Raw genomic sequence first — 22,363 nt, 5'->3', positions numbered from 1 at the left:
TTTTTATATTGTTAAATACTGGTCAGAATCGCCTTCTTGGCTTCCTCTTTTACAAAATGCTTTTCGTGGAATACCTTGTATTGTTTTGCCCGGATCGTGGGCAATATTTCACGGTATAGGAAAGCTGCTCCTTTAACGGCAAATCTGGAATGATTCGGGTATTCATCGATCGTCTGGAAGGTTTTTTGATAGAATTCCTCCGCGTAGTCTGCGAGCTGCTCCCATGTATTCCTGAATGCATCGGATGTACTGTCTCCTGTAAGAAGCATCCCCTCAGTTAATCCATTTCTCTTCATGATGTCCCCCGGAAGATAAATGCGATTTCTCTCAAGATCTTCACCAATATCCCTTAGTATATTCGTCAATTGCATCCCAAGCCCCAGAGCGATGGCACCTTCCCTGAGAACATTAATTTTTTTCGGAGCAAGGATCGGCAGGAGCATTAATCCCACTGTGCTCGCAACCCGGTAGCAATACTCCAGAAGTTCATGAAGCGATTCATACCGATTAATCGAAAGATCCATTTCCTGCCCTTTCAGTAGATCACGGAACGCCATTTCATCCATCTGATAGCGGCTGAAAACGTCGTTTAATGCCGTCCAGATCGGATTTTCCGGATTATATTCCCCTCTTAAGAACAGTTCAAATTCCTGCTTAAATACGGTTAGCTCTGCTTCAGGATTGTCACCTTCATCCACAATATCATCAGCCCTTCGGCAAAAAGCATAAATAGCCCAAACGGCTTTAAAATCTTCCTTCTCAAGCATCGAGAATGCTTTGTAAAAGGTCTTGGAATGATGGGCAATGATCTTTTCACAATGATTGTACGCCTCTTCTACACTAAGCATGGACATTCACTCCTTTTCCGGATCGGTCTTGAAGCAGCTGTTCTGCCATCAGCCTGGCTCCCTGCATTACGATCGGAATGCCGCCTCCGGGATGAATCGAAGCGCCGACCGCATACAGGTTTTCGAGAGGATATGGCTTTACCTGTGGACGAAAAACACCTGACTGGAATAAGGAAGGGGCAATGCCAAAGCTGCCTCCCTTAAATAAACCGAACGTTTCGGCATCCCCCGGTGACCTGATTTCCATCCATTCAATCGTTTCTCTTAGCCCAGGGAAAGCATCCTGTTCCAATCTGGTGATTAATTGGTCTATCCAGTCCCTTTGGTTTTTCCAGTCTATCGATGTATCAGAAGGAACAGGAATTAACGTGTATAGAACACCTTTCCCCGCAGGTGCCAGGCTGTCATCTATGACCGAAGGATGGAACGCATATATGGCAGGGTCTTCCGGCACCTGCTTTCGTTCAAAAACATCCTTCATGTTGCCTGCGAAATTTCCGCCCATCAGGAATTGGTGGACATTCGCCTCTTTGTATACACGATTCAGCCCAAAATAAAGCAGGACACAGCCCGATGAAGGAACAAAGGAACGCTTGACTGGCTGGTCCAGGATACTGGTTAAGTGCGGAAAATCCCCATTAAAAATAACCGCATCATAGTGCTGTTCACCCTCTGCTGTTTCCACCCCTGTCACCCTCTGCCCTGTTTTTATGATTTTCGCAACGTTAGAGTTTAATTGAATGCTAATCCCTCTCCGTTCAAGCTCCCGTTCCAGGACCTTAACCAGACTCGCATACCCGCCTTTTAAGTAGAACACACCATGCTCATGTTCACTGAAAGGGACCAGTGAATACATGGCCGGCGCATGAAAAGGATCTCCTCCGATATAAAGGGTCTGCAGCGAATAAGCGGCTTGCAGCCTTTCATCCCGAAAATAGGCTGACATCAGCTTTTGAACAGATTGATAAGGTTTCAGTTTTAATAGTTTCCTTAAGTTATTGCGGGTCCAAAACTCTCTGGGATTGGAGAATTCCTGTTCCAGAAAAGCCTGTTTCCCGATCTCAAAGCGCATCTTCCCTTCCTTCATGAAACGTTTAAAACCCTCTGCTTCATTGGGAAACACACGTTGAATTTCTTCCATTTGCCTATTTAAATCAGGATACTTCGTATAAGTTAAACCATCTCGATAGTGTATGGAATAAAGAGGATCACATGCGGTCAGCTCGTAATCATGCCTGCTGATTCCCGCTTCATCAAGCATCTGCTGCAGCATTTCCGGCAGAAGCACGATGGTCGGACCCTCATCTATTCTGAACCCTCCTCTTTCAATAAATGAAAGTCTTCCGCCAAGACGGTTCTCTTTTTCATAAATCGTGACATCTATACCCTGCCTGGAGAGAAACAGGGCACCCATCATGCCGCCAATGCCTCCACCAATTATGGCTGCTTTCATAGGAAACCCTCCACAGCCGGCAGTGGAGCAACACTTACCGTTTGCTGCCCGTTCTGCCCGAGAATGCCATTTACCGTAATCCTCGCTGATTCCAGAATCGTCGGCAGCCCGCTTCCCGGATGGGTTCCCCCGCCGACAAGCCAGCAGTTATCCAGCTCTTCGAATTGGTTATGCGGCCTGAAAACAACCATTTGGGAAAGCTGATGGCCCAGGTTGAAGGTTGCGCCTTTATAAACCAAAATATCTTTCTCCCATTGCGCAGGGGTGATGATTCTTTCTTCCTCAATATAGTCCTCGAGATTCTTAAACCCTGTTTTTTCTTCCAGTGTTTTCAAAATAAGCTTTCTCACGCGCTTCTTTTCCTTCTCCCAGTTGATGGCACTAAAGTTATTGGGCACCGGCGCGAGGATATACAATGCTGATTTGCCTTCAGGTGCAAGTGTAGGATCTGTAACACTTGCATTCTGGATATAAATGGAAGGATCATCTGAAATCAGTTGTGTCTTTGTTATTTCTTCAACATTTTTCTTATAATCTTTTGCAAACACGATTGTATGATGAGGCAGATCAAACTGTTTGTTTACTCCGAGATAGATCATAAACGTAGAACAGGAATATTTCTTTCGCTCAAGCTTTGCCTGGGAGTATTTTTTCAGCGTTCCTTTCTCAACTAAATTAGTCATGACGTGGGCAAAATCTCCATTAATGATGACCTCATCGGCTTCCTTGCGCTCTCCATTTTCCAAAAGAACGCCTTTAACGGCTTTTCCTTCTAACCAGAGCCTTTTCACTCCGCAGCCTGTATGAATGCCTCCGCCGTATTCTTTGATTACCTTTGCCATTGCCTCTGATAACTGATTCACTCCTCCAATGGGATGGAATACTCCGTATGCGTGTTCCATATAGGAAAGAATCGAAAAGGCGCCCGGACATTCCCACGGTGACATCCCGAGGTACTTGGACTGGAATGTGAATGCAAGCTTCAGTTCTTCTTCTGTAAAATAGCGTGAAAGCACATCATAGAGAGTGCTGGTCACTTCAAGCTGGGGCAGCGCTCTGATAACTTTCGGCTGAAACAGGTGCCTGAAACGGTCCATCCTGGATTGAAGAATCGGTGTTAAAGCTTCCATCTTTTTGGCCGTTTCTCTCATAAATCGTTCGTAGCCTTCACCATTCCCAGGATAGTGCTCTTCAATTTGTGCCTTCATTTTTTTCGCATCACGTGTCATCAGAAGTTTTTTATTTTCAAATATAAGCTCATACATGGGATCAAGTTCAACAGCCTGTATATAGTCATGCATGTTTCTGCCTGATGCCTGGAAGAGCTCCTCTGCTATATGGAGCATGCTCAAAAAGGTTGGCCCCATATCAAACTTGTATTCTCCCAGCCGGATCTGTGAATTGCGTCCTCCTATATAAGTCTGCTTCTCATAGACCTCCACTTCAAAACCATTGCTGGCCAGCATCATACCTGCAGCCAGTCCTCCAGGCCCCGCTCCGATCACGATCATTTTTTTCGGCAACTTCATGAGCCTCCTTGTATAATATCTTTATACAAATAATGTACAATTATTATACAATCTTTATATACTCATTGCTACACTTTTACTTGATTGAATGTGCTCCTTTAGCGGAAAAATAAAAAAACCGCTTCGCAGAGCGGTTTTAGACTGAATATACACCATTTTATTTTAATCCAAAAATCATCGTGATGAGGTTCCCTACCATGACAGATGCAAATTAGAAAGAGCTATGCTATGCTTCATTGCCCCTAATTTGATCCAATTTTTTAATAAACCCAACAAACCCTCTTATCGTGAATAAAGTGAAATTCACACTCCCAAAAGTGTGGAAAATGGACCATTTCCTCCACTTGAACAGTCTTGTGTTTTTCTCAAAATACCATTGAGCGATGCTCATTGGGACACTGAATATCAAGCTTTTGAGAAAGATATCTCTTAGATTGTCATTGTAAGAAATCTTAACCCAAATCACACTTAAAAGCGGGAAAAACAAAATATCATAAATCAGGTTGGTTTTAAAAATCCTCGAAAAGGGGCGGACCGGATATTCTACTCTTTTCGTTCCAACAACATAGGCATCAATCAGTGTAGCCAGAACGCCTTTCGAGAAAAAAACAACTAAAGTCTCCCTCATTTTTTTCCCTTTAAACAAAAATGGAACAGAAAAAATGCACAATCCGAGAAGCAGGTTTAATAATTTTTTCTCCATATATGATCAGCCTTTCCTATTACAGATATTACTAAATTCACCCACTTTGAATGTATTTATTCCTAGAGCATTGCACCTAAACACTTCTTATCAAAAAAGGCTGCCAATTGGCAGCCGGAATAATAATCATATAGGAATTATTCATTTTAATGATGGTGATGATGTTCATAGCCATGTTCTTCCGCATACTTACGGAAATTTTCCAGGTCCTGCATTCCTGTTGAAGTGCCATCGAGGGCCTGGTTCATTCGCTCTAGCAGGACGGTTCTCAGCTTTGGATGGTAGCCGAAGTATTCTGCAATATCTATGGATATATGAGTATAGCTTTCTTTAAACTGTTCGGCCATTTTGTTCATTCTTTCCATTAAAATGCCGGTAAATAAGAAATAGGGCAGCATGATGATTCGTTTGGCACCCAGTTTAATGCAGCGGTTCATACCATCCTTGACGGTTGGCGCTGTGACCCCCATGAAGGCACATTCAACGGATGATACATTTAACTTTTCCCACAGCAATCTGCTTATCTTATAAAAATCTGCATTGGCATAGGGATCGCTGCCGCCTCGTCCGATTAATAAAATGGCTGTATCTTCATGTGTTTGATTTACATCAAAGCCGGTTTCAGCAAGTCTTGTTTTTAATATTTCAAGAACTTCCTCATGAACCCCTATGGTCTGGCCATAGGTAAATTGAATATCAGGGAAGTGCTCTTTGGCATGTTCAATTTCTGCCGGTATGTGCAGCTTGGAGTGTCCGGCATGTAATAAGATGATGGGAATGACATGGATTTCATCTGCCCCTTTTTCAGCACAAAGCTGAATGCCATCTTCAATATTGGGGGATGCAAATTCTAAGAAGCAGGTTTCTACCAGAAGAGCTGGGTCAATGTCGTTTCTCATTTGATCGATGAATCGGCGGACTTCGTTATTCCCTGCCTCCATCCTGCTTCCATGGCCGACAAATAAGACAGCTTTTTTCATTGGCCCTTTTCCTTTTTTGTATTTATCAATTCCTTTAATGCGGTTTTCATTGCGTTTGCGTTCCCCGTGTTCCATTGAATAGATGATTGACTCTTCTTTCACTGCTTCATGAACGATGCTGCGGGCTGTTTCTTCCTGCTGGACTGAATACCAGGTTCCTTTTGGGTAATCAATGACGACGCATTTGTCTTTGCAGCGGCCGTTACAGCGGGTCCGGGATGTATGAATATGCTCGTCCCAACGGTTTTTCCGAATTTCATCGCGTATTTGCTGTGTGACTTCTTCTGCGCCTGCTCCCATACAGGTTGCGCCGTTGCAGATGAGCAGGTGACGCTGCATTTGGGTTAGATTCCAGGTTGTCATTTGGTGTCCTCCCTCTATAAAATTTCAGTTAAAAATGGTCCGTTGATTTCCGCTCCAGACACTTGCTTTCGTGGGGCGTGCGGTGAGCCTCCTCGGCGCCTGCGCCTGTGGGGTCTCACCTGTCCCGCTGCTCTAACTGGAGTCAAGTGCCCTCCGCTCCAATCAACTCAGCGGTTAAACTAAGGTTCTACTCCAACAAAATGTAAAAAAACAACCTAGTTTTTAAAAACCTCCGGATAAAATCCTTTTGCCAAAACCTCAAGCGCTTCCCCAACTCGAACTCCTTCAGATGCTGCTGATAAAGGCAGGATGACAAAGCGTTCGTTTTGTACGGCTGGTGTCTGGCTTAAGGCCGGGTCCTTTTTAAGGAATTCTATTTTTTGTTCGGCAGTTGTTGAGCCATAATCTATCACTACTATGACATCAGGCTGGCGTTCTACTGCGTCTTCTTTTGAGACGGTAGCCCAGTTTCCTTTTACATCCCCGAAGACATTATGGCCTCCTGCCATTGTGACAAGGGTATTCATGAAGTTTTGTGTGGCTGTGAATACATCTGTTTCACCGCTATCGTAAACCAGGACCTTCAGCGGCTCTTTTACTTCCGGCAATTGTGATGTAATGGCTTCAATTTCTTGATTCATTTGATCAATTAGTTTTTCCCCGCGTTCTTCAACCCGGAAAATTTTTGAAATGCTGCGGATGTCACTATAGACATCTTCCAGGGTGGGTGCCACTTTCACTGATGATGATTGTAAGTAGCTGTTAATACCTAATTCCTTTAGTTCTTCACGTGTTGCAATATTTTTCTCATTGAAGGCACTTTCCCAGCCGCCATATAGAAAGTCTGCTTCTTCTGATATGACTTGCTCTTTTGATGGATATTGATCTGCCAGTACTGGAACTTTGTCGTATGCCTCCTGTAAGGGATCATAAATCTCGTTATCCAAAAATGCCGTACCGGCCATTGAATCTTCTAAGCTAAGCGCCAGCATAATTTCGGTCACATGCTGATTCAATGATATAGCACGCTTGGGCGCTTCTTCGTATTCATTCACAAATCCTTCATTTTCAATAACCACTTTCTCGGTTTGCTCCGCTTGCTCACTTTTCACCTTTGCTGTATTTGCTTCTTCTGCTGAGCATGCCGCCAATAATAATGCGGACGCTAAGACCAGTAAAGCCCAAATTCTGCTGATTTTCATGTTCATAGGTACCTCAATTCCATTTAATCGTTTGTGTAAAAAAATAAATGAAGTTTTTTGGTAAATGGGTTTTTCGAAACACCTGCTTGCATATGGAAGACTTCTCTTAATGTCTCTTCTGTCAGGACTTGCTCGGGTGTCCCCGCCATATAAAGAGCTCCATCGTTCATGACAAGGAGTTCATCGCAATACCCGGCTGCCAGGTTTAAATCATGGAGGGCTGCCACAATCGTGATTGGCAGATCCTTCACTAAATCCATTAATTGATATTGATGTTCAATATCCAGGTGATTGGTCGGTTCATCCAGAATTAATAGATTTGCCTGCTGCGCAAGGGCGCGAGCAAGCATCACCCTTTTTTTCTCGCCGCCGGATAATTGGCTGAACGTGCGGTTTTCCAAGTAAAGCACATTTGCGAGCCTCATGCTTTCTTCCACAATGGCAAAGTCTTCCCTGTTGTCAGCGGCAAGCCATTTTTTGTATGGCGTCCGCCCCATCATGACTAAGTCTTTTACCGTAAAATCAAAAAGCACTGGTGTTTCCTGACTGACAACAGCTAACTCCTGAGCAAGCTTTTTCTGTGAGATATCGAGAATATCTTTTTCATATAACGTTACTAAACCGCTCGTTTGTTTTAAATGACGATAAATAACTTTTAGCATCGTAGATTTTCCGCTGCCATTCGGTCCAATGATGCCAACGAATCTCCCTTGTTCAACTGTAAAATTGATATTGTTTAAGATTTGCTTGTCCGGCACTGAAAGGGACACATTTTTGACCTGGATCATCCTTATTCACCGTCCCCAAAAGAATAACGCTTTCGCCTAAGCATCCAAATAAAGAATGGGCTTCCGCAAATAGCGGTAATAATCCCGATTGGCATTTCTTCAGGCGCCAGCACCATACGTGCTGCCATATCCGCCCAAACTAAGAAAGTGGCCCCGATTAGGGCGCTTATCGGGAGAACCATTTTGTAATTAGATCCCACCATCATCCGCACGATGTGAGGGATGATCAGACCGACGAAGCCAATGCTTCCGCTGACCGCGACGACCACACCGGTCAGAAGAGATACAAAGAGAATGATAAAGATTCGAAACCGGTCCAGATTAACGCCAAGTGTCGCTGCCGTTTCCTCTCCAAGCAATAAAGCATTAAGCTGCCGATAATTCATGAGCAGCAGAATAAAAACCAGCAGCAGTGAAAAAAATGGGAAGCCAAGATTGGACCATTTCGCGCCTGCCAGACTGCCGAGCATCCAATGCATGACCGCTTGAATGCCGCCCTGCTGCTTGGACATCATCAGCATAAAGTTGGTAATGGCGGATAATACCATCGAAACCGCAATCCCCGCCAAAAGCAGACGAATGACCGATATGCGTCCATTGACACGTGCTAAAAAAAACACAGTCATGACCGCAAAAATGGCACCTAAAAATGCGGCAAGGGATATGGCATAGACCCCCAAAACGCTGAATGCACCAAGTAAAATGACAGATGCCGCTCCAACGGATGCTCCTGAAGATACTCCGAGAATGTAAGGATCTGCTATCGAATTTTTCACTAATGCTTGAATGGCCGCCCCGCAAATGGCCAGTGCGGCACCTACAATGGCTGCAAGTACGATACGAGGGAATCGTATATCCCAAATAATAACTGTCTGTGCCTTAGAAGCATCTGTTTCTATGAATATACCCAGCTTGGAGAATAGCACTGCCCAAATAAGGCTCGGGGTAATGTCCACAGATCCTACCATCACGGCAAAGGTCATGGAAGCAAGCAGCCCTGCGGCCAGTGCAGCTATCAGTAAAGTAAATCGTGCATTGGTCATATATGCTTCTTAGGCTCCCAGCTGATGATTGCTGCATGGAAAGGGTAACGGTACACATATTGGCCATCCTCTTTGGAAATAAATTGTTCCAAGGAGGCACCCACATGTGCTTGTTCAAACCGGGGAGATAAGATTTTCTTGCTCCCGGCATCAATTAACTGCTGCAATGTATCATAACGATGCTCCCGCTCAAGCTTTATCATTTCACAATCTGCATAAATGCCTAACTGGTACAGCATGTTGACGATCATGATGTAATCCCGGCGCGGGTAATTAATGTCATAGCCAAACTGCTCATCCAATAGGACGTAATGAGGCTGAATAGGCCCTGTTGTTAAGCCGATAATGGCACGCTTTTTGGCCAGCCTGTTCATTTTCTTCAGCGCTTCATTCATTTCATACATCCGATAAAAGCAGTTCACACCAACCACGACATCATGCGGCTCCAAATGCACTTCTTCCCATTTGCTGTGTACAAACTGGATAGGGGCATCCTCTTCAAAGTACTGCTTTAAGTAAGCGAGCACACTCTTTGAACCATCCACAAGCGTTAAACTTCTGACATCCTGGCTGAGCGGAAAGGTATAGTTGCCCCATCCCGGACCGAATTCAATACAGGTAGAGTCTTCCGGGATATGCGCCTTCATTTTTTCGTAGATCTTTTTGGCATACTCATCTGTTTCCTTGTATCTTTTTTTCTTTATGGACTGCATCCAAAAAGCTTCTTCAAGCTCATCATCAATCATTCGCTCCGGCATCCTGCCATGCCAATCCAGCATGCCTTCCTTCCAGAGCTTCTCATAATCGTATTGCATAGGGGATTCTTTTAACATTGAATTTCACCTCAATTTTCAAAACCTAAAAAGATACAGGGTACTAAATACTTGGGCAGGCTGCTTAAAACTCCAGCCCCTTCATGGCTTTAACATCCTGTTCGGCATAATAATGTTTAGTGGCATCGATGGTAGACACTAAATCGGCTATATCAAGAATGGCTGGATGTGCAGAACGCCCTGTGATGACTAGATGCATTTTTTTTGGACGGTTTTGAATGGCGTCTAACACCTCAGCTAATGGCAGCACATCGTCAATTGGAAACCGTGTGATAGCCAGGGCATTATTCAGTTCGTCCAGCACCAATACATCTGTTGTTTCATCTTTTAATTCTTCTTTTACCGTCTGCCAGGCTTTTGCAAGTGCTTCACGGTGTTCATCCGGTGTTTTCGTCCATGTAAACCCGATTCCCAGCTGCACGGTTTCAACACCCAGTTTCCTGAGCGCCAGCTGTTCACCATATGTACGTTCCGGTGATTTAATAAATTGAAAGTATTTCACCTTCATGCCCCGGCCAATTGCCCTTAATGCGACACCAAGCGAGGCGGTTGTTTTTCCTTTGCCATTGCCTGTATAAACCAGCAGCATCCCTTTTTGTGCCATAAACCATTCCTCCTTACAGCCAAGTTGTCTTTTCAGCAAATGGTGTACGCTTTTTCTCGGAAGCAATTTCTTCTGCCGGGTAGCCGATGCATAGCGTCCCCACTAATTGCTCCTGGCCGGATGCACCGATAAAATCATGCAGTGCGGTATCATGCACCAAGCCAACGCCTCTTGTTCGCCATACCATGCCTAATCCCAGCTGTTCGGCCATCAGCCACATGGACATGATGGCACTGCTTACGGCAAAGACATTATCTTTTGTCGCCCCTTCATCGCCTTCAACAATGGCGGATGTCACGACGATGATCAGGGGTGTGTTCGTGATGGCTTTCATGGAGCTTTTCACTAAATGCGGCTTCACCGGAAAGCGTTTTTGCAGGTAATCAAGTGCCACCTGCTCGTAGTGCTTTAAACTTTCTCCCTGCAATACATAGAAATGCCACGGCTCACGCATGCGGTCATTTGGTGCATATGTGGCTGCTGCTAGTAATGTTTCGATTTTGTCCCGTTCTACTTCGCGCGATTCAAAGTTTCGAATCGCACGGCGTTTTTTCAAGGCTTCTAACATAATTCATGCTCCTTTTCTATAAACCAGGCAATTTGATCCCGTATTCCAACCACATCTCCAACCAAAATCATCGATGGATTCGAGATGCCATGAACCTGGATATCCTCTGCAATATTTTCGAGCGTTCCTGTAATCGTCCGCTGGTTGGAGGTTGTGCCCCATTCAATTACAGCGGCAGGGGTTGTTCGGCTTTTGCCATTGGCTATTAAGCTTGTCGTAATGTGAGCAATATTGCCAATGCTCATATAAAAGGCGACCGTGTCAATTTGAGCAAGCGCAGACCACTTTAGAAAATCCTGCTCCTTTTCAGCGCGGCCATGGCCTGTCACAATCGCAAAACTTGCCGCATGATCACGGTGTGTCACAGGAATCCCGGCATAAGCAGGCGCAGCAATCCCGGCGGTTATACCAGGCACAATTTCAAAGGGAATACCTGCTTCCCGCAAGATTGCCGCTTCTTCTGCACCTCTTCCAAATACAAAAGGGTCACCGCCCTTTAAGCGCAGTACCTGCCTGCCCAGGTTTGCCTGATCCACCAGCACCCGATGGATTTCATCCTGAATCAAGCCATGCCTGCCCGGCTCTTTCCCGCAATAAATCAGCTCTGCATCCGCTTTTGCATGTGTTAATAACTCTCTATTCACCAGACGGTCATATAAAATCACATCAGCCTGCTGGATGCACTCCAATCCGCGAATGGTGAGCAGTTTGGGGTCACCTGGGCCAGCTCCAACAATATAGACAAATCCGCTCATTGCTTTTCTCCTATCCGCTGCTGCAGCCAATCTTCACACTTCTGAACATTGCCCTGCTCCATCCACTCCAATAGTTGAGGTTCCAAAAGCTCTGCCAATAGCTGCTTTTTCTCATCCCCGGTAAACTTCTCTAAGATTCGCTGACGGGCTTCCTTTAAAAAACGTACATACTGGGCGTATTGCTCTCCATATTGCTCTGCTAATTCTGACTTCACTTTGCGGGTCAGACCCGGGCTTGCGCCAGATGTAGATACGGTCAAGACGAATTCACCGCGGCGGACAACTGCGGGATTAATGAAATCAACACGGCCCTTTGCATCTGCACGGCTAAGCAGCTGCCAATGCTGGGCTGCTTCTTCCACTGCGTTGTTGACTTCTTCGTCGTTTGTGACAGCGAATATCAGTGCTGCATCATCTAAATCAGCCGGTTCGAAGGATTTTTCTTTCCATATCACCAGTCCTTCATGGATATACTGCTGTAATTTTTCATTAACCTCCGGGCTGATCACAGTAACTTTCGCTTTCGTTGGCAGGAGTGCTTCTGCCTTCTGGCGTGCCACATGTCCACCCCCGACAATGACCACCTTTTTATAGTCAAGATTCATTAATAACGGGAAATAATTCATGTTCTGCCTCCAAACAAGCTGCCAGCCAATTTTTCACAAGCTGTGGATTCGATGCAAAATGAAAGTGTGTATAGCCGGCTGCAAGATTATCAGTTAAATAGCCCTCCTTCTGAGAGCGGAAACGGCCCTTGCTGAAATAGGCCGGTGAAGAATGATTCCCTTCGAATACCGAGTAATGGAATTCATGCCCTTTTGCCTGCTCTCCTTCATTCATCAGGAAGTTGCCAGGAACACCTGTAATTTCCCGATACCCGAGTGCAGCCAATTTATCCTGCATCCTGACCCTGCCCGGAATCACACCGATCATTGGGAATGCCTGTCCTTTTCGATCCACGATTTCTTCTGTTAAATACATAAAGCCGCCGCATTCTGCCAATGTCGGCAGCCCCCGTTCCAGCGCTGATTTTATAGATAGCTTGGCTGCCTCATTATTTGCCAAAGCTTCAGCAAACTCTTCCGGGAAGCCGCCGCCGATATAAAGCCCCTGTGCTCTTTCAGGAACTTCCTCATTGTTGAGTGGAGAGAAGAAATGCAATGTGGCACCATGGGCACGCAGCAATTCTAAGTTTTCTTCATAGTAAAAGTTAAAGGCCGCATCTCTGGCAACCGCAATATGTACTTCCTGCCTTTCTGGCTGTGCATCAAAAATCGAAGAGGAAACCTCCAGGACTTGTGCTTTCGTTAGTTCCAGAAGCTGATCAATATCGACTGTTTCTTCAATCGCTTCTGCCAGACTTTCAAAATAGGAATCTAAATCACCGCGTTCAATGGCCGGCACCAAGCCCAGATGACGGCTTGGCATCTTACCTACAGCTCCTTTTGAGAGATAGCCAATGACAGGAATTCCGCATTCTTGTTCAATCGCTGATTTAACAATTTCAAAATGACTTTTGCTTCCTAATTGATTGGCAAGGACCCCAACAATATGGGAGCTTTCATCAAGCATTTGAAAACCTTTGACTATCGCCGCCGCACTTCTTGCCATACTTGCCGCATTGACTATTAGAATGACGGGACTTTTTGTAATCCCGCTAATATGGGCAGCAGATCCTTCATTGGATAATGGTGATTTGCCGTCATAAAAGCCCATTACTCCCTCAATAACTGATACGTCAGTATCGCGGCTTGCTCTTGCGATAATGGCACGTACGGTATCATGGGACATCATGAAACTATCAATATTTCGGGAAGGGCGGTTGGTGACAGCTGTATGATACGTTGGGTCAATGTAATCAGGACCGCATTTAAAGCCCTGTACGGTTAACCCGCGCTTCATCAGCGCACGCATAATGCCGATTGTGAAGGTTGTTTTTCCGACACCGCTTCCAGTTCCGGCCAGAACAAATCGATTCATCCTCTTCCCTCCTCAAAGTTGACGCGCGTTATGCTGATGGTCACATTGCCGCTTTTCTTTTTTTCCAGCAGCAATTCCTTCGCATTCGCATATCTCATGGACGCCGGCTCACTGACACCGTACGCGCCGGTATATTTAAAGACGGTGTCCGACGGATTCTGCATCGGAATCTCATTCAGCTCCTCAGGTGTGTATGTAACAAACGGCCAGTTATATTTAGCTGTTAATTCCAGCAGGCCAGCTTCGTTTTTCTTTAGATTTATAGACGCAACGGCTTTCACACTTTTTTTGCTCAATTTCATTTCCGCCAATGTTTCATCGATGACTCCTTCAAGCTCAGCCATTGAGGTTCCGCGGTTGCAGCCAATACCGAGAACAATTGATTTCGGCCGATACAAGACTCCGTTGTCGAGCAGAACCTCTTCATGCGGTTCCATGATGCGATCTGTAATAAGCAATGCCGCTTGGGGCTTCGCCTTAATTGCTTCCTCTATAGATTGATAAATTTTTAGATTGTCCGGCATTTTCCGGTCGTACATCCACCAATTTTTCTCACCGGTTTCCTGCACGATCGCCACATGCTCTTCATTGACAACCGATGCGCTGACAGGGGTTAATTTTTCTTCACTATCCCACATCCACCCATATTGGGCTCCAAATAAATCGACGGGAATGGTTTTTTGAACATCTGATGCGGTGGTCACAACGGGTGCCGCCCCAATCGCATGGGCAAATTCTTGTGTTAAAGCATTGGCGCCGCCAATATGGCCGGATAAAACGCTGACAACATACTGGCCTTTATCATCAACCACCAGCACGGCAGGGTCTGTCTTTTTATCAATCAAAAGCGGGGCAATCATGCGGACGACAGCACCAAGGGAAATGATGCAGATAATCCCTTTATACTGCTGGAATAAAGCGGGCAATAATAGGCGGACTGTGCCATCAAATAACTGAATTTGCCGCGCCTCTTCATCGCCCTGTTCGAATTTTTTCATATAATACAGGTCTGCATACGGGAATGTTTCCGCATAGCTTCTTGCATGCGCCACCCCATGCTTTGTAATGGCCACAAGCGCATAGGGTTTGCGCTTTTCGATTACGGGCATTTCACCTTCGCGCAAATTAATCATTCGCCGTCACACCTTTGCGGAAGCCATGTGTGAACGTTTTGTCATATAGCTTCGAGCGGTATTCTTTTTCATGAATATGCGGGTCCAATGCCCAGCCTGCCAGAATCATTGCATGCTTGCGGATGCCGTTGACACGCATCGCTTCGTCCAGCTCAGACAGTGTAGTGCGGACAATTTTCTGATCCGGCCATGAAGCACGCTGCACAACCGCAACGGGTGTATTGTCTGCCCAGCCTGCTGCCTGCAATTCTTTTGTGATTTTCTTTGTCAAGGTTGCACTTAGAAACATCGCGATTGTACAGTGATGGCTGGCCAATGTCTGTAATTTTTCACGCTCCGGCACTGGTGTCCGCCCTTCAGCCCTCGTTAATATAAGCGTTTGCGTTAAATCCGGAATCGTCAGCTCTGCCCCTACTGCAGCTGCGGAGGCAAAAACAGAACTGACGCCCGGTACAACTTCACAGCTTATATCGTGCTGTTTCAATAGTGCCACTTGCTCCATCGTTGCCCCGTACATGGCCGGGTCGCCTGTATGTAAACGTACAACTGTTTTGCCGGCATGGACACGCTCGACGATGCAATCCACCATCTCTTCAAGATGCATCCCGGCTGTGCGGATAATCTCTGCCGACTCCTTGGCTTCCGCCACTAATGTCTCGCTGACAAGAGAGTCGGTATACATTACAACATCTGCATCTTTTAAAAGCTTTAAGCCTTTTACCGTAATTAAATCAGGATCTCCAGGACCTGCTCCGATAATCCAAATCTTTTTCATTTGCGCACCACCATACATGACAAGTAATTTAATTCAGCTCCCCGGAGCTCATGGACATTCCATATGACCTCTTCGTCAGATGTAACTTTTGTTACAACATGTGTTTTGTCCAATAAATCCATTTCCTCCAATAGATTCAGCATATCGTCCAATACTTTCGCTACTTTAATGAAGACAATCGCATCATGAGTTTCAATCACCCGCCGCATTTCCTTCATATTCTCGGTTGCCGGAATCATCGCGACATGGTCGTCGCCATCAGCCAGGGCAATTCCTAAGCGATTAACAGAACCATTAAAGGATGAGATGCCAGCTACCGTTTCAATCGGAACATCAGGATGCATTGTCTGCATCAGCTTCATTAAATGGATAAATGTGCTGAACAGCATCGGATCCCCTTCCGTCACGAATGCGACATCTTTACCCTGAGAAAGAAAGCCATAAATGGTTTCAGCGGATTTTGTCCACTCAGCCCTTAGTGTCTCTTCATCTTTTGTCATTGGAAAAACTAAACCGAGCATCTCTTTTTCTTCGGGATTTATATACATGTCTACAATGCGATGGGCGTAGGATTTACTGCCTCTTAATTTTTTGGGATAAGCTATGACCGGGCTTTCCTGCAATTTGCGGAATGCTTTTACCGTAATTAATTCCGGATCTCCCGGCCCGACTCCTAATCCATATAAAGTTCCGATTCTCATTTAGTTCTTTCCTTTCTTTGCAGTCACAATAAAAATGGGATTTAACGGTTCGAAGCGTGTTAAATGCAGGATTGGCTTACTTTTTGAAATCTGTGCCTGCAATATGGATACTTCGCAGCCCAGATTTTTCAAATGCTGCATCGCTTCTGCGAGATTTTCGATTGTGGCAATATTCATAACGAGCCGGCCATTTGGCTGCAGCCGTGAAAGGCAAGCCTCTAATAAAAGCTCCATATTGCCGCCATTTCCGCCAATAAAAATCGCATGCGGATCAGGAAATTCATCCAGCCTCTCAGGCGCCTTTCCAAGGACGGCCGTGAAATCTGTCCGATGTTTTAATTGATTTTCCAGGCAGTTTTCCAGATCTCCCTCATTCTTTTCAATCGCATACACGGCACCTTCCCGGGCTATTTTCGCTGCTTCAATCGCAACGGAGCCTGTGCAGGTTCCAATATCCCAGACGATGCTGTTTTCTTTTAGCTCCAACTCCTGTATACAAAGAGTCCTGATCTCCTTTTTCGTAATTAAACCTTTATCCGGCTTTCTCTGTACGAAGCTATCATCCGAAATTCCCAATGAGGCACGCTCCACTGCCTCACGCTGCTTTAAAATCACCACATTCAATGGTAAAAAAGACGATTGCTCCATTTCGTCCAAGGTGAAAAAGCGGCAGCGCTCATCTTCCCCCTGCATATTTTCAGCAACAAAGGCATCATACTCCGTCATGCCGAACTTCTTTAAATACTTGGCGATGGCCTGCGGAGAATTTTTTTCATCTGTTAAAATAGCAATCTTTTTCCGTCCGTCGATTCTTTGGGCAAAGCCTTGAATAGAACGGCCGTGCAGGCTGACAATATACGCATCCTGCCAGCTTTCCTGCATTTTGGAAAAAGCGAGCTGAACAGAGCTTGTATAAGGATAAATTTCCAATGGAAGCTTTTTTGCCAATACACTGCCGAGCCCATAAAACAGAGGATCACCCGACACCAAAATAACCGTATTGCGTGTTTCCTGCTGCAAATCAGCTGTTAACGCCGACAAGCCGCCTTTGATTACTTTTTTCTCTCCAGTAAATTCCGGGAAAAATTGCAAATGACGCTCCCCGCCGACCAGGACATCACATTCATGAATCCAGTCTATGTATGGGGGGAGCAATCCTTCTGCGCCATTATCCCCGATACCAATCATCTTCATCCAATTTGTCAATATTCTCAGCCTTTCCTAAACAGCTTCCGTTCATGGCATACAGAGTTGTCGATACTCTGGTCTTTTCGTTCATATGATTCAGTGCATAATAGCAGCAATTTCGGCAAAGCGCTTCAAAGAATGCTTCATTTCCATGAAGGATTTCACCAACCTGTGAAGCCGTATTTGCCTGTAATATGTCCTGCTGAATTTCCTCACTGACTCCCACTTTATTGGCCATACCTGCTAAAAACTCGAAACTGACTGGTGCACTTTTCGAGTGCACCATCATAACGCCCTGTGCAACCTTTGAGAATTTCCCCATCATCCCTACAAGAGAGACTTTGGGAATCTTCTTCCTTGCCATATTCTTTAAAGTAAAACCGACAAAGTCGCCCATTTCGATAAAAGCTTCTTCAGGCAAATGCGGATACTGCTTCATGGCAAATTTTTCACTGCGGCCGCCTGTTGTAATGACTAAATGCTCACATCCTGCTTCTTTTGCTACATTGATTGCCTGAGCGATACTGGCCATATAGGCGGAGCTGGAAAATGGCACCACGGTTCCCCGTGTACCTAAAATCGAGATGCCTCCTATAATCCCTAATCGGCTATTCAATGTTTTTTCAGCTATTTCTACACCATCCGGTACCGAAATGACCACTTCAATGCCCCGATTTACTTTATATTTATCCATTGCTTCCTGGACAACACCATGAATCATTTTACGCGGCACAGGGTTGATCGCTGCCTGCCCCACCGCTACTGGCAGCCCTGCTTTCGTGACTCGTCCCACACCGATTCCGCCATCTAAATGGATACCTTCTTTTTCGGCATATGTGACTGTACTTTGAATTCGTGCCTGATGTGTGGCGTCCGGGTCGTCCCCTGCATCTTTGATCGTTTCGCACATGACCCGGCCATCTGACCTATCAAAAGCCGTCACTTTAAAAGTGGCATACTGGCCAACCGGCAGATAAATCGTAACTTCATTTGGCACCTCTCCGGTCACAAGTGCCTGCAGTGCTGCCTTTGTCATGGCTGCGGCACATGCACCTGTTGTATAGCCGTGCCGCATTTGGGATGGATCTTTTTTATTTCGCTGCTTTTGCCCGTTCATCCGCCATAATCGAAATGGCATTCAGCGCAGCGACCGTCACTGTACTGCCACCCTTTCTCCCTGCATTTGTAATAAATGGGATCCCTTCCAGCACGGCCAGCTCGGCTTTTGACTCTGCCGCTGATACAAAGCCAACTGGCATGCCAATAATTAAGTCTGGTTTTGCGAGCCCTTCTTTCACTAAACGAATCAATTCCAGCAGCGCGGTTGGCGCATTGCCGATTGCATAGATTCCTCCTTCATGCAGACTTGTTGCTTTTTGCATGGAAATAATCGCACGTGTTGTTCCTTGAGCCTTCGCTTCCTTTGAAACGTCTTCATCCGCAATATAACAATGCAGGTCCCCGCCATGCTTCTGGAATCGCTTGCGTCCTGACCCGCTTTCAATCATCTGTACATCTGCCACGACATGACGGCCCGCTAAAATGGATTGAACCCCTGCTTCAATGGCATCTGGAGTAAAAATCATGCTTCTGCCCAGCTCGAAATCTGCCGAGGCATGGATGACACGCCGTACCACCAGCCATTGCTCGTCTGTAAATGGATGCTCGCCCATCTCCTCTTTAATAATCGCGAAGCTGTGGTCATAAATTTTATCCGGATCTACCGTTACCGGTACAAATGTCGTATTAAAGTTCATGTTTGCCATGTATAAAGCCCTCCCAATCTTTGAGTCACTTCTTTAAAAGAAGTGCAGAAGTTTTCATATACAAGCTGCGGCCGCTTGATTAAAATAACAGGAATCCCCAATTCCAGGGCAGCGGTCATTTTTTCATCCACCGATCCCACTTTGCCGCTTTCTTTAGTAATCATCAGGGTCACTTCATACTGCTCACAAAGAGCTTTGTTTAATGATTCGGAAAATGGTCCCTGGATCGCAATAATGTCCTTTTGTTTAATGCCAAGCTTATGGCATTTTTCCATGTTTCCCATGTTTGGCAGCATCCTGCATACAAGCCGGATCTCATCACGCATCAAATATTTTGTGAAGATTTCCAGCGTTTTGCTGCCAGTTGTCAGCATGATTGTCCCTTTATGTGATTGAGCCAATTTTGCTGCTTCCTCATAACTTTCGGCTTCAGTTATGAGCGGTGAGGTAAACTGTTCATTTGGCCTTTCGTAACGTATGTAAGGAATGCTGCATGCTTTGGCTGCTGCCATGGCCGTTTTTGACGCTTCGTCCGCATAGGGATGACTGGCATCAATCACAGTGGTCATCTCTTGCATCTGAATTAGTCCAATCATGTCATTTTCTGACAGCCGTCCCACTTTATAAGAAATGCCTTCAGCTTTCAAACTGTCAGCTGCCGATTCTGTGACAACGGTTGCCAGTAAGGGATAACCTTGATTTTTCAATTGAACGGCTAATGCTCTAGCATCACTTGTGCCTGCTAAAAATAGAATCATAAGATCCCCCTAATCCCCGCATGGTGCCGGCTCGACTTCGATCTTGGAGCTCATATCCTGATAGGTAAAATACTGAATTTTTTTCACTCGCTTAAAATATTTAAAAAGCCGTTCATTTGGATGCGCATTTTCTTTGTATTCTTCAATAATGTCCTTCAATAACGGCAGAAGCTGGTCGGGCTCCATTCCTTCTGCTACAGGCTGTGCAGCATGGGCTGTACGGCCAACCGGCTTTGCCCCGATAAATAGATCAAACTTCTTCTTGCGGTAAACGATGCCGATATCATCAAATACCGCCCGATAACAGGCCATACCGCAGCCATTAAAGCCAATATGCAGTTCCTTTGGAAGCTTTAAGCCACCCAGTTCAGCTGCAATTTCCTCTGCATATGGAATGGATTCTGCCTTCTCCCCGTAGCAAAAATCGCACGCTTTTACATTTAGCACATCGCCCACTGGCATGACAGTCAGATCGTGCTGTTCGAGTTTTTCCACAATCGACTGAGGCCGTCCGGTTGGAATTTTGATTAAAAATCGGTGATCCGGTGTATATTCCATGGTGCCCTTCTCGCCAACAGCTTCTGCCAATACGCGCATTTGGTCAGCTGTAATAAATTTATTGGCAACACCAGGCGAAACCGCAAATTCAAATATATCTTCGATTGGCTGCTGCACTAAATGTGTTTGGTCTATCTCGGATTTAGTCACCAGCGATAATGCCTTAAAAGCCATATCCAGTGAGCTGGTTTCCTGTTTTTTTCTCTGGATCTGCTCGTAGCCGGCCTGTGCTTCCCCGGTTTCCTGATTTAATGCCCATGGCTCCGCTTCCTTTTTTAAACGCTGATGCGGCTTTAAGCTTTGCTTCTCATCACCAAGCGTATACTTTCTCTGATATCCGCGAGGCGTAATGATTTTATTGTCATAAAAGAAAGTGGAAGAATTCCCGATCACAACTGTTGTCAGCATGCCTATATCGTGATCAAGCATTTCCGCCAGTGTAGTCAGAATGACATTCTGATTCTCGCGGTAAGCACTTTTCACCAGCCCCACAGGCGTTTCAGGAGAACGATATTTTAATAGAATCCTTTGTGCCTCGACAATCTGTCGTGTCCTTCTGCCGCTTTTCGGGTTATATAAAGCGATGACAAAATCCGCCATCCCGGCTGCTTCAATGCGCTTCTCGATCACCGTCCAGGGTGTTAAATGATCACTCAGACTAATGGTGCAGGAATCATGCATGACAGGTGCACCCAGTAAACTCGCACATGAATTAATCGCAGAGATGCCCGGAACAATTTCCACTTCGATTCCTTCTTCTTCCGTCCAGCCCATTTCGATCAGCACTTCATACACTAAGCCAGCCATGCCGTATACACCCGAGTCACCGCTCGATATCACGGATACAATATGGCCAGCTTCCGCTCTTTTCACTGCATCCTGCGCACGGGATACCTCCTCAGTCATCCCAGTACTGACAATAGAACTTGCTGTAACGAATGGCATGATCAGATCTACGTAAGTTTTGTAGCCAATAATGCAATCACTCTGCTGCAGCGCATCCACAGCCCGTTTGGTTATATGCTCACGATCACCCGGGCCAAAGCCGACAACAAAGATTTTCCCCTTTTTCATAGGCTTACCTCCAATTAATAAAAGAACATGCGCCTAGCCTGCTGCCGTGCTGCTCGACAGGCGTCCCGCGCCAGATCATTCTCAAAGTTCAATGCTTTTTGCCAAATAAAAAATGCCTGCACTCCTTTTCAAAGGAATACAGGCATATGAAATGACAGTATAAAAATAAGCATACTGAAACCCAAAAACAATTGATCAAAATTGTCCCGCCTATACTTCTCCCTCCGAAAAGCAAGTGTCGTTTAAATAAGCAGGTTTCCTGACTTAAGCTTCTTCTTACTCTTACACCTTCCCGATTTCTCAGTGGCATTGTAATTTCATCAGCTCTTACAGTAGCGGGGGCTGTACCAGACTTTCACTGGTTTCCCTTTTACCTCACAAAGTGAGCACTTATTTAAATTGATATATTAATTTTTTACTAATATAACATATAATGACCAATTTTGACATATTATTTTTTTCATAATTTTTTAAATACAGTTTTAATGGCTTTATCTTTGATGATACTTTAGAAATATGATCAGCATCAATGTCGCCATTTTTTGTTTTAAAGTGAATCTCCTCTAGCAAGCTTGGAGGTATGTTCAGCAGCACGTTACCTCTATTATTTTTTCCAGGCAATATCTTTTTCCATGCAGAACATTGATATGAGCATTTTCATTAGTGTAGGTAATATCATTGGATGGCTCCCCGAAAAAACTTTTTTCACCTTGGTATTTTTCGTCTATCCGACTTCCAGTTAAAACACCCTCATTTGTTTC

22 protein-coding genes and 1 riboswitch are annotated in these 22,363 nt (G+C 45.2%); all 22 genes read right to left on the bottom strand.

The annotated features are described in order from the left end of the window. Positions 1 to 11: 11 nt before the first annotated feature. The 22 genes from NYE23_RS07205 to cobJ all read right to left on the bottom strand — a co-directional run bounded on the left by NYE23_RS07205 (position 12) and on the right by cobJ (position 21,602). Positions 12 to 848, bottom strand: coding sequence for a phytoene/squalene synthase family protein (locus tag NYE23_RS07205; protein WP_341076622.1), 837 nt, complete (start codon positions 846 to 848; stop codon positions 12 to 14). Beyond that, positions 841 to 2,301 carry a phytoene desaturase family protein gene (locus NYE23_RS07200; RefSeq protein WP_341076621.1) on the bottom strand — a complete coding sequence of 487 codons (1,461 nt, stop codon included), beginning with the start codon at positions 2,299 to 2,301 and terminating at the stop codon, positions 841 to 843. Before NYE23_RS07200 ends, NYE23_RS07205 begins: the two co-directional genes overlap by 8 nt. Then, complete coding sequence (locus tag NYE23_RS07195; RefSeq protein ID WP_341076618.1) at positions 2,298 to 3,824, bottom strand: phytoene desaturase family protein; 1,527 nt, start codon at positions 3,822 to 3,824, stop codon at positions 2,298 to 2,300. The genes NYE23_RS07200 and NYE23_RS07195 overlap by 4 nt, the downstream gene beginning before the upstream one ends. Positions 3,825 to 4,056: 232 nt before the next feature. Further along, complete coding sequence (locus NYE23_RS07190) at positions 4,057 to 4,533, bottom strand: CBO0543 family protein (protein ID WP_341076617.1); 477 nt, start codon at positions 4,531 to 4,533, stop codon at positions 4,057 to 4,059. A gap of 146 nt (positions 4,534 to 4,679) precedes the next feature. Then, positions 4,680 to 5,876: a CbiX/SirB N-terminal domain-containing protein gene (locus tag NYE23_RS07185; protein ID WP_341076616.1), complete on the bottom strand. Its 1,197-nt coding sequence runs from the start codon at positions 5,874 to 5,876 to the stop codon at positions 4,680 to 4,682. Between the two features lie 215 nt (positions 5,877 to 6,091). Beyond that, positions 6,092 to 7,078: an ABC transporter substrate-binding protein gene (locus NYE23_RS07180; RefSeq protein ID WP_341080633.1), complete on the bottom strand. Its 987-nt coding sequence runs from the start codon at positions 7,076 to 7,078 to the stop codon at positions 6,092 to 6,094. A 23-nt stretch (positions 7,079 to 7,101) separates the two neighbouring features. After that, a complete protein-coding gene (locus NYE23_RS07175) occupies positions 7,102 to 7,866 on the bottom strand; it encodes an ABC transporter ATP-binding protein (protein WP_341076615.1) in 765 nt (254 codons plus the stop codon). Between the two features lie 2 nt (positions 7,867 to 7,868). Next, positions 7,869 to 8,909 carry a FecCD family ABC transporter permease gene (locus tag NYE23_RS07170; protein ID WP_341076614.1) on the bottom strand — a complete coding sequence of 347 codons (1,041 nt, stop codon included), beginning with the start codon at positions 8,907 to 8,909 and terminating at the stop codon, positions 7,869 to 7,871. Further along, on the bottom strand, positions 8,906 to 9,742 hold the full coding sequence (locus tag NYE23_RS07165) for a class I SAM-dependent methyltransferase (RefSeq protein ID WP_341076613.1): 837 nt from the start codon (positions 9,740 to 9,742) through the stop codon (positions 8,906 to 8,908). Before NYE23_RS07165 ends, NYE23_RS07170 begins: the two co-directional genes overlap by 4 nt. A 64-nt stretch (positions 9,743 to 9,806) precedes the next feature. Further along, positions 9,807 to 10,346, bottom strand: a complete 540-nt coding sequence (locus NYE23_RS07160) for a cob(I)yrinic acid a,c-diamide adenosyltransferase (protein ID WP_341076612.1) — start codon at positions 10,344 to 10,346, stop codon at positions 9,807 to 9,809. A 13-nt stretch (positions 10,347 to 10,359) separates the two neighbouring features. Then, positions 10,360 to 10,914 carry a nitroreductase family protein gene (locus tag NYE23_RS07155; RefSeq protein ID WP_341076610.1) on the bottom strand — a complete coding sequence of 185 codons (555 nt, stop codon included), beginning with the start codon at positions 10,912 to 10,914 and terminating at the stop codon, positions 10,360 to 10,362. Further along, a complete protein-coding gene (gene cobA / locus NYE23_RS07150; RefSeq protein ID WP_341076608.1) occupies positions 10,908 to 11,669 on the bottom strand; it encodes a uroporphyrinogen-III C-methyltransferase in 762 nt (253 codons plus the stop codon). The genes NYE23_RS07155 and cobA overlap by 7 nt, the downstream gene beginning before the upstream one ends. Next, a complete protein-coding gene (locus tag NYE23_RS07145) occupies positions 11,666 to 12,295 on the bottom strand; it encodes a precorrin-2 dehydrogenase/sirohydrochlorin ferrochelatase family protein (RefSeq protein WP_341076607.1) in 630 nt (209 codons plus the stop codon). Before NYE23_RS07145 ends, cobA begins: the two co-directional genes overlap by 4 nt. Continuing rightward, positions 12,264 to 13,649, bottom strand: coding sequence for a cobyrinate a,c-diamide synthase (locus tag NYE23_RS07140; protein WP_341076604.1), 1,386 nt, complete (start codon positions 13,647 to 13,649; stop codon positions 12,264 to 12,266). The genes NYE23_RS07145 and NYE23_RS07140 overlap by 32 nt, the downstream gene beginning before the upstream one ends. Next, entirely contained in the window at positions 13,646 to 14,782 is a 1,137-nt protein-coding gene (locus tag NYE23_RS07135; protein ID WP_341076603.1) for a cobalt-precorrin 5A hydrolase, read from the bottom strand. The genes NYE23_RS07140 and NYE23_RS07135 overlap by 4 nt, the downstream gene beginning before the upstream one ends. Continuing rightward, entirely contained in the window at positions 14,775 to 15,557 is a 783-nt protein-coding gene (gene cobM, locus NYE23_RS07130; RefSeq protein ID WP_341076602.1) for a precorrin-4 C(11)-methyltransferase, read from the bottom strand. Before cobM ends, NYE23_RS07135 begins: the two co-directional genes overlap by 8 nt. Further along, on the bottom strand, positions 15,554 to 16,258 hold the full coding sequence (gene cobI / locus NYE23_RS07125; protein ID WP_341076600.1) for a precorrin-2 C(20)-methyltransferase: 705 nt from the start codon (positions 16,256 to 16,258) through the stop codon (positions 15,554 to 15,556). Before cobI ends, cobM begins: the two co-directional genes overlap by 4 nt. Continuing rightward, positions 16,259 to 17,452, bottom strand: coding sequence for a precorrin-6y C5,15-methyltransferase (decarboxylating) subunit CbiE (gene cbiE / locus NYE23_RS07120; protein ID WP_341080630.1), 1,194 nt, complete (start codon positions 17,450 to 17,452; stop codon positions 16,259 to 16,261). Then, positions 17,427 to 18,563 carry a cobalt-precorrin-5B (C(1))-methyltransferase gene (locus tag NYE23_RS07115; protein WP_341080629.1) on the bottom strand — a complete coding sequence of 379 codons (1,137 nt, stop codon included), beginning with the start codon at positions 18,561 to 18,563 and terminating at the stop codon, positions 17,427 to 17,429. The genes cbiE and NYE23_RS07115 overlap by 26 nt, the downstream gene beginning before the upstream one ends. After that, complete coding sequence (locus NYE23_RS07110) at positions 18,538 to 19,212, bottom strand: precorrin-8X methylmutase (protein ID WP_341076598.1); 675 nt, start codon at positions 19,210 to 19,212, stop codon at positions 18,538 to 18,540. The genes NYE23_RS07115 and NYE23_RS07110 overlap by 26 nt, the downstream gene beginning before the upstream one ends. Next, positions 19,200 to 19,970 carry a precorrin-6A reductase gene (gene cobK, locus NYE23_RS07105; protein WP_341076596.1) on the bottom strand — a complete coding sequence of 257 codons (771 nt, stop codon included), beginning with the start codon at positions 19,968 to 19,970 and terminating at the stop codon, positions 19,200 to 19,202. Before cobK ends, NYE23_RS07110 begins: the two co-directional genes overlap by 13 nt. Positions 19,971 to 19,979: 9 nt before the next feature. Next, the gene (gene cobJ / locus NYE23_RS07100) at positions 19,980 to 21,602 is read right to left on the bottom strand and encodes a precorrin-3B C(17)-methyltransferase (RefSeq protein ID WP_341076593.1); all 1,623 of its coding nucleotides are present in this window, start codon (positions 21,600 to 21,602) and stop codon (positions 19,980 to 19,982) included. Positions 21,603 to 21,834: 232 nt separating this feature from the next. Further along, positions 21,835 to 22,011, bottom strand: a riboswitch (cobalamin riboswitch). Positions 22,012 to 22,363: the final 352 nt, after the last annotated feature.

The organism is Cytobacillus sp. FSL H8-0458 (genome assembly GCF_038002165.1).
Classification (GTDB): domain Bacteria; phylum Bacillota; class Bacilli; order Bacillales; family Cytobacillaceae; genus Cytobacillus.
Note: the sequence above shows the minus strand (reverse complement) of the source record. Positions and strands in the feature narration are given on the sequence as shown.

Bases quoted from the DNA above. Each gene is read 5' to 3' on its own strand.
- NYE23_RS07205 (WP_341076622.1), bottom strand. From the start codon at position 848: ATGCTTAGTGTAGAAGAGGCGTACAATCATTGTGAAAAGATCATTGCC.
- NYE23_RS07200 (WP_341076621.1), bottom strand. From the start codon at position 2,301: ATGAAAGCAGCCATAATTGGTGGAGGCATTGGCGGCATGATGGGTGCC.
- NYE23_RS07190 (WP_341076617.1), bottom strand. From the start codon at position 4,533: ATGGAGAAAAAATTATTAAACCTGCTTCTCGGATTGTGCATTTTTTCT.
- NYE23_RS07185 (WP_341076616.1), bottom strand. From the start codon at position 5,876: ATGACAACCTGGAATCTAACCCAAATGCAGCGTCACCTGCTCATCTGC.
- NYE23_RS07180 (WP_341080633.1), bottom strand. From the start codon at position 7,078: ATGAAAATCAGCAGAATTTGGGCTTTACTGGTCTTAGCGTCCGCATTA.
- NYE23_RS07175 (WP_341076615.1), bottom strand. From the start codon at position 7,866: ATGATCCAGGTCAAAAATGTGTCCCTTTCAGTGCCGGACAAGCAAATC.
- NYE23_RS07170 (WP_341076614.1), bottom strand. From the start codon at position 8,909: ATGACCAATGCACGATTTACTTTACTGATAGCTGCACTGGCCGCAGGG.
- NYE23_RS07165 (WP_341076613.1), bottom strand. From the start codon at position 9,742: ATGTTAAAAGAATCCCCTATGCAATACGATTATGAGAAGCTCTGGAAG.
- NYE23_RS07160 (WP_341076612.1), bottom strand. From the start codon at position 10,346: ATGGCACAAAAAGGGATGCTGCTGGTTTATACAGGCAATGGCAAAGGA.
- NYE23_RS07155 (WP_341076610.1), bottom strand. From the start codon at position 10,914: ATGTTAGAAGCCTTGAAAAAACGCCGTGCGATTCGAAACTTTGAATCG.
- cobA (WP_341076608.1), bottom strand. From the start codon at position 11,669: ATGAGCGGATTTGTCTATATTGTTGGAGCTGGCCCAGGTGACCCCAAA.
- NYE23_RS07145 (WP_341076607.1), bottom strand. From the start codon at position 12,295: ATGAATTATTTCCCGTTATTAATGAATCTTGACTATAAAAAGGTGGTC.
- NYE23_RS07140 (WP_341076604.1), bottom strand. From the start codon at position 13,649: ATGAATCGATTTGTTCTGGCCGGAACTGGAAGCGGTGTCGGAAAAACA.
- NYE23_RS07135 (WP_341076603.1), bottom strand. From the start codon at position 14,782: ATGATTAATTTGCGCGAAGGTGAAATGCCCGTAATCGAAAAGCGCAAA.
- cobM (WP_341076602.1), bottom strand. From the start codon at position 15,557: ATGAAAAAGATTTGGATTATCGGAGCAGGTCCTGGAGATCCTGATTTA.
- cobI (WP_341076600.1), bottom strand. From the start codon at position 16,258: ATGAGAATCGGAACTTTATATGGATTAGGAGTCGGGCCGGGAGATCCG.
- cbiE (WP_341080630.1), bottom strand. From the start codon at position 17,452: ATGAAGATGATTGGTATCGGGGATAATGGCGCAGAAGGATTGCTCCCC.
- NYE23_RS07115 (WP_341080629.1), bottom strand. From the start codon at position 18,563: ATGAACGGGCAAAAGCAGCGAAATAAAAAAGATCCATCCCAAATGCGG.
- NYE23_RS07110 (WP_341076598.1), bottom strand. From the start codon at position 19,212: ATGGCAAACATGAACTTTAATACGACATTTGTACCGGTAACGGTAGAT.
- cobK (WP_341076596.1), bottom strand. From the start codon at position 19,970: ATGATTCTATTTTTAGCAGGCACAAGTGATGCTAGAGCATTAGCCGTT.
- cobJ (WP_341076593.1), bottom strand. From the start codon at position 21,602: ATGAAAAAGGGGAAAATCTTTGTTGTCGGCTTTGGCCCGGGTGATCGT.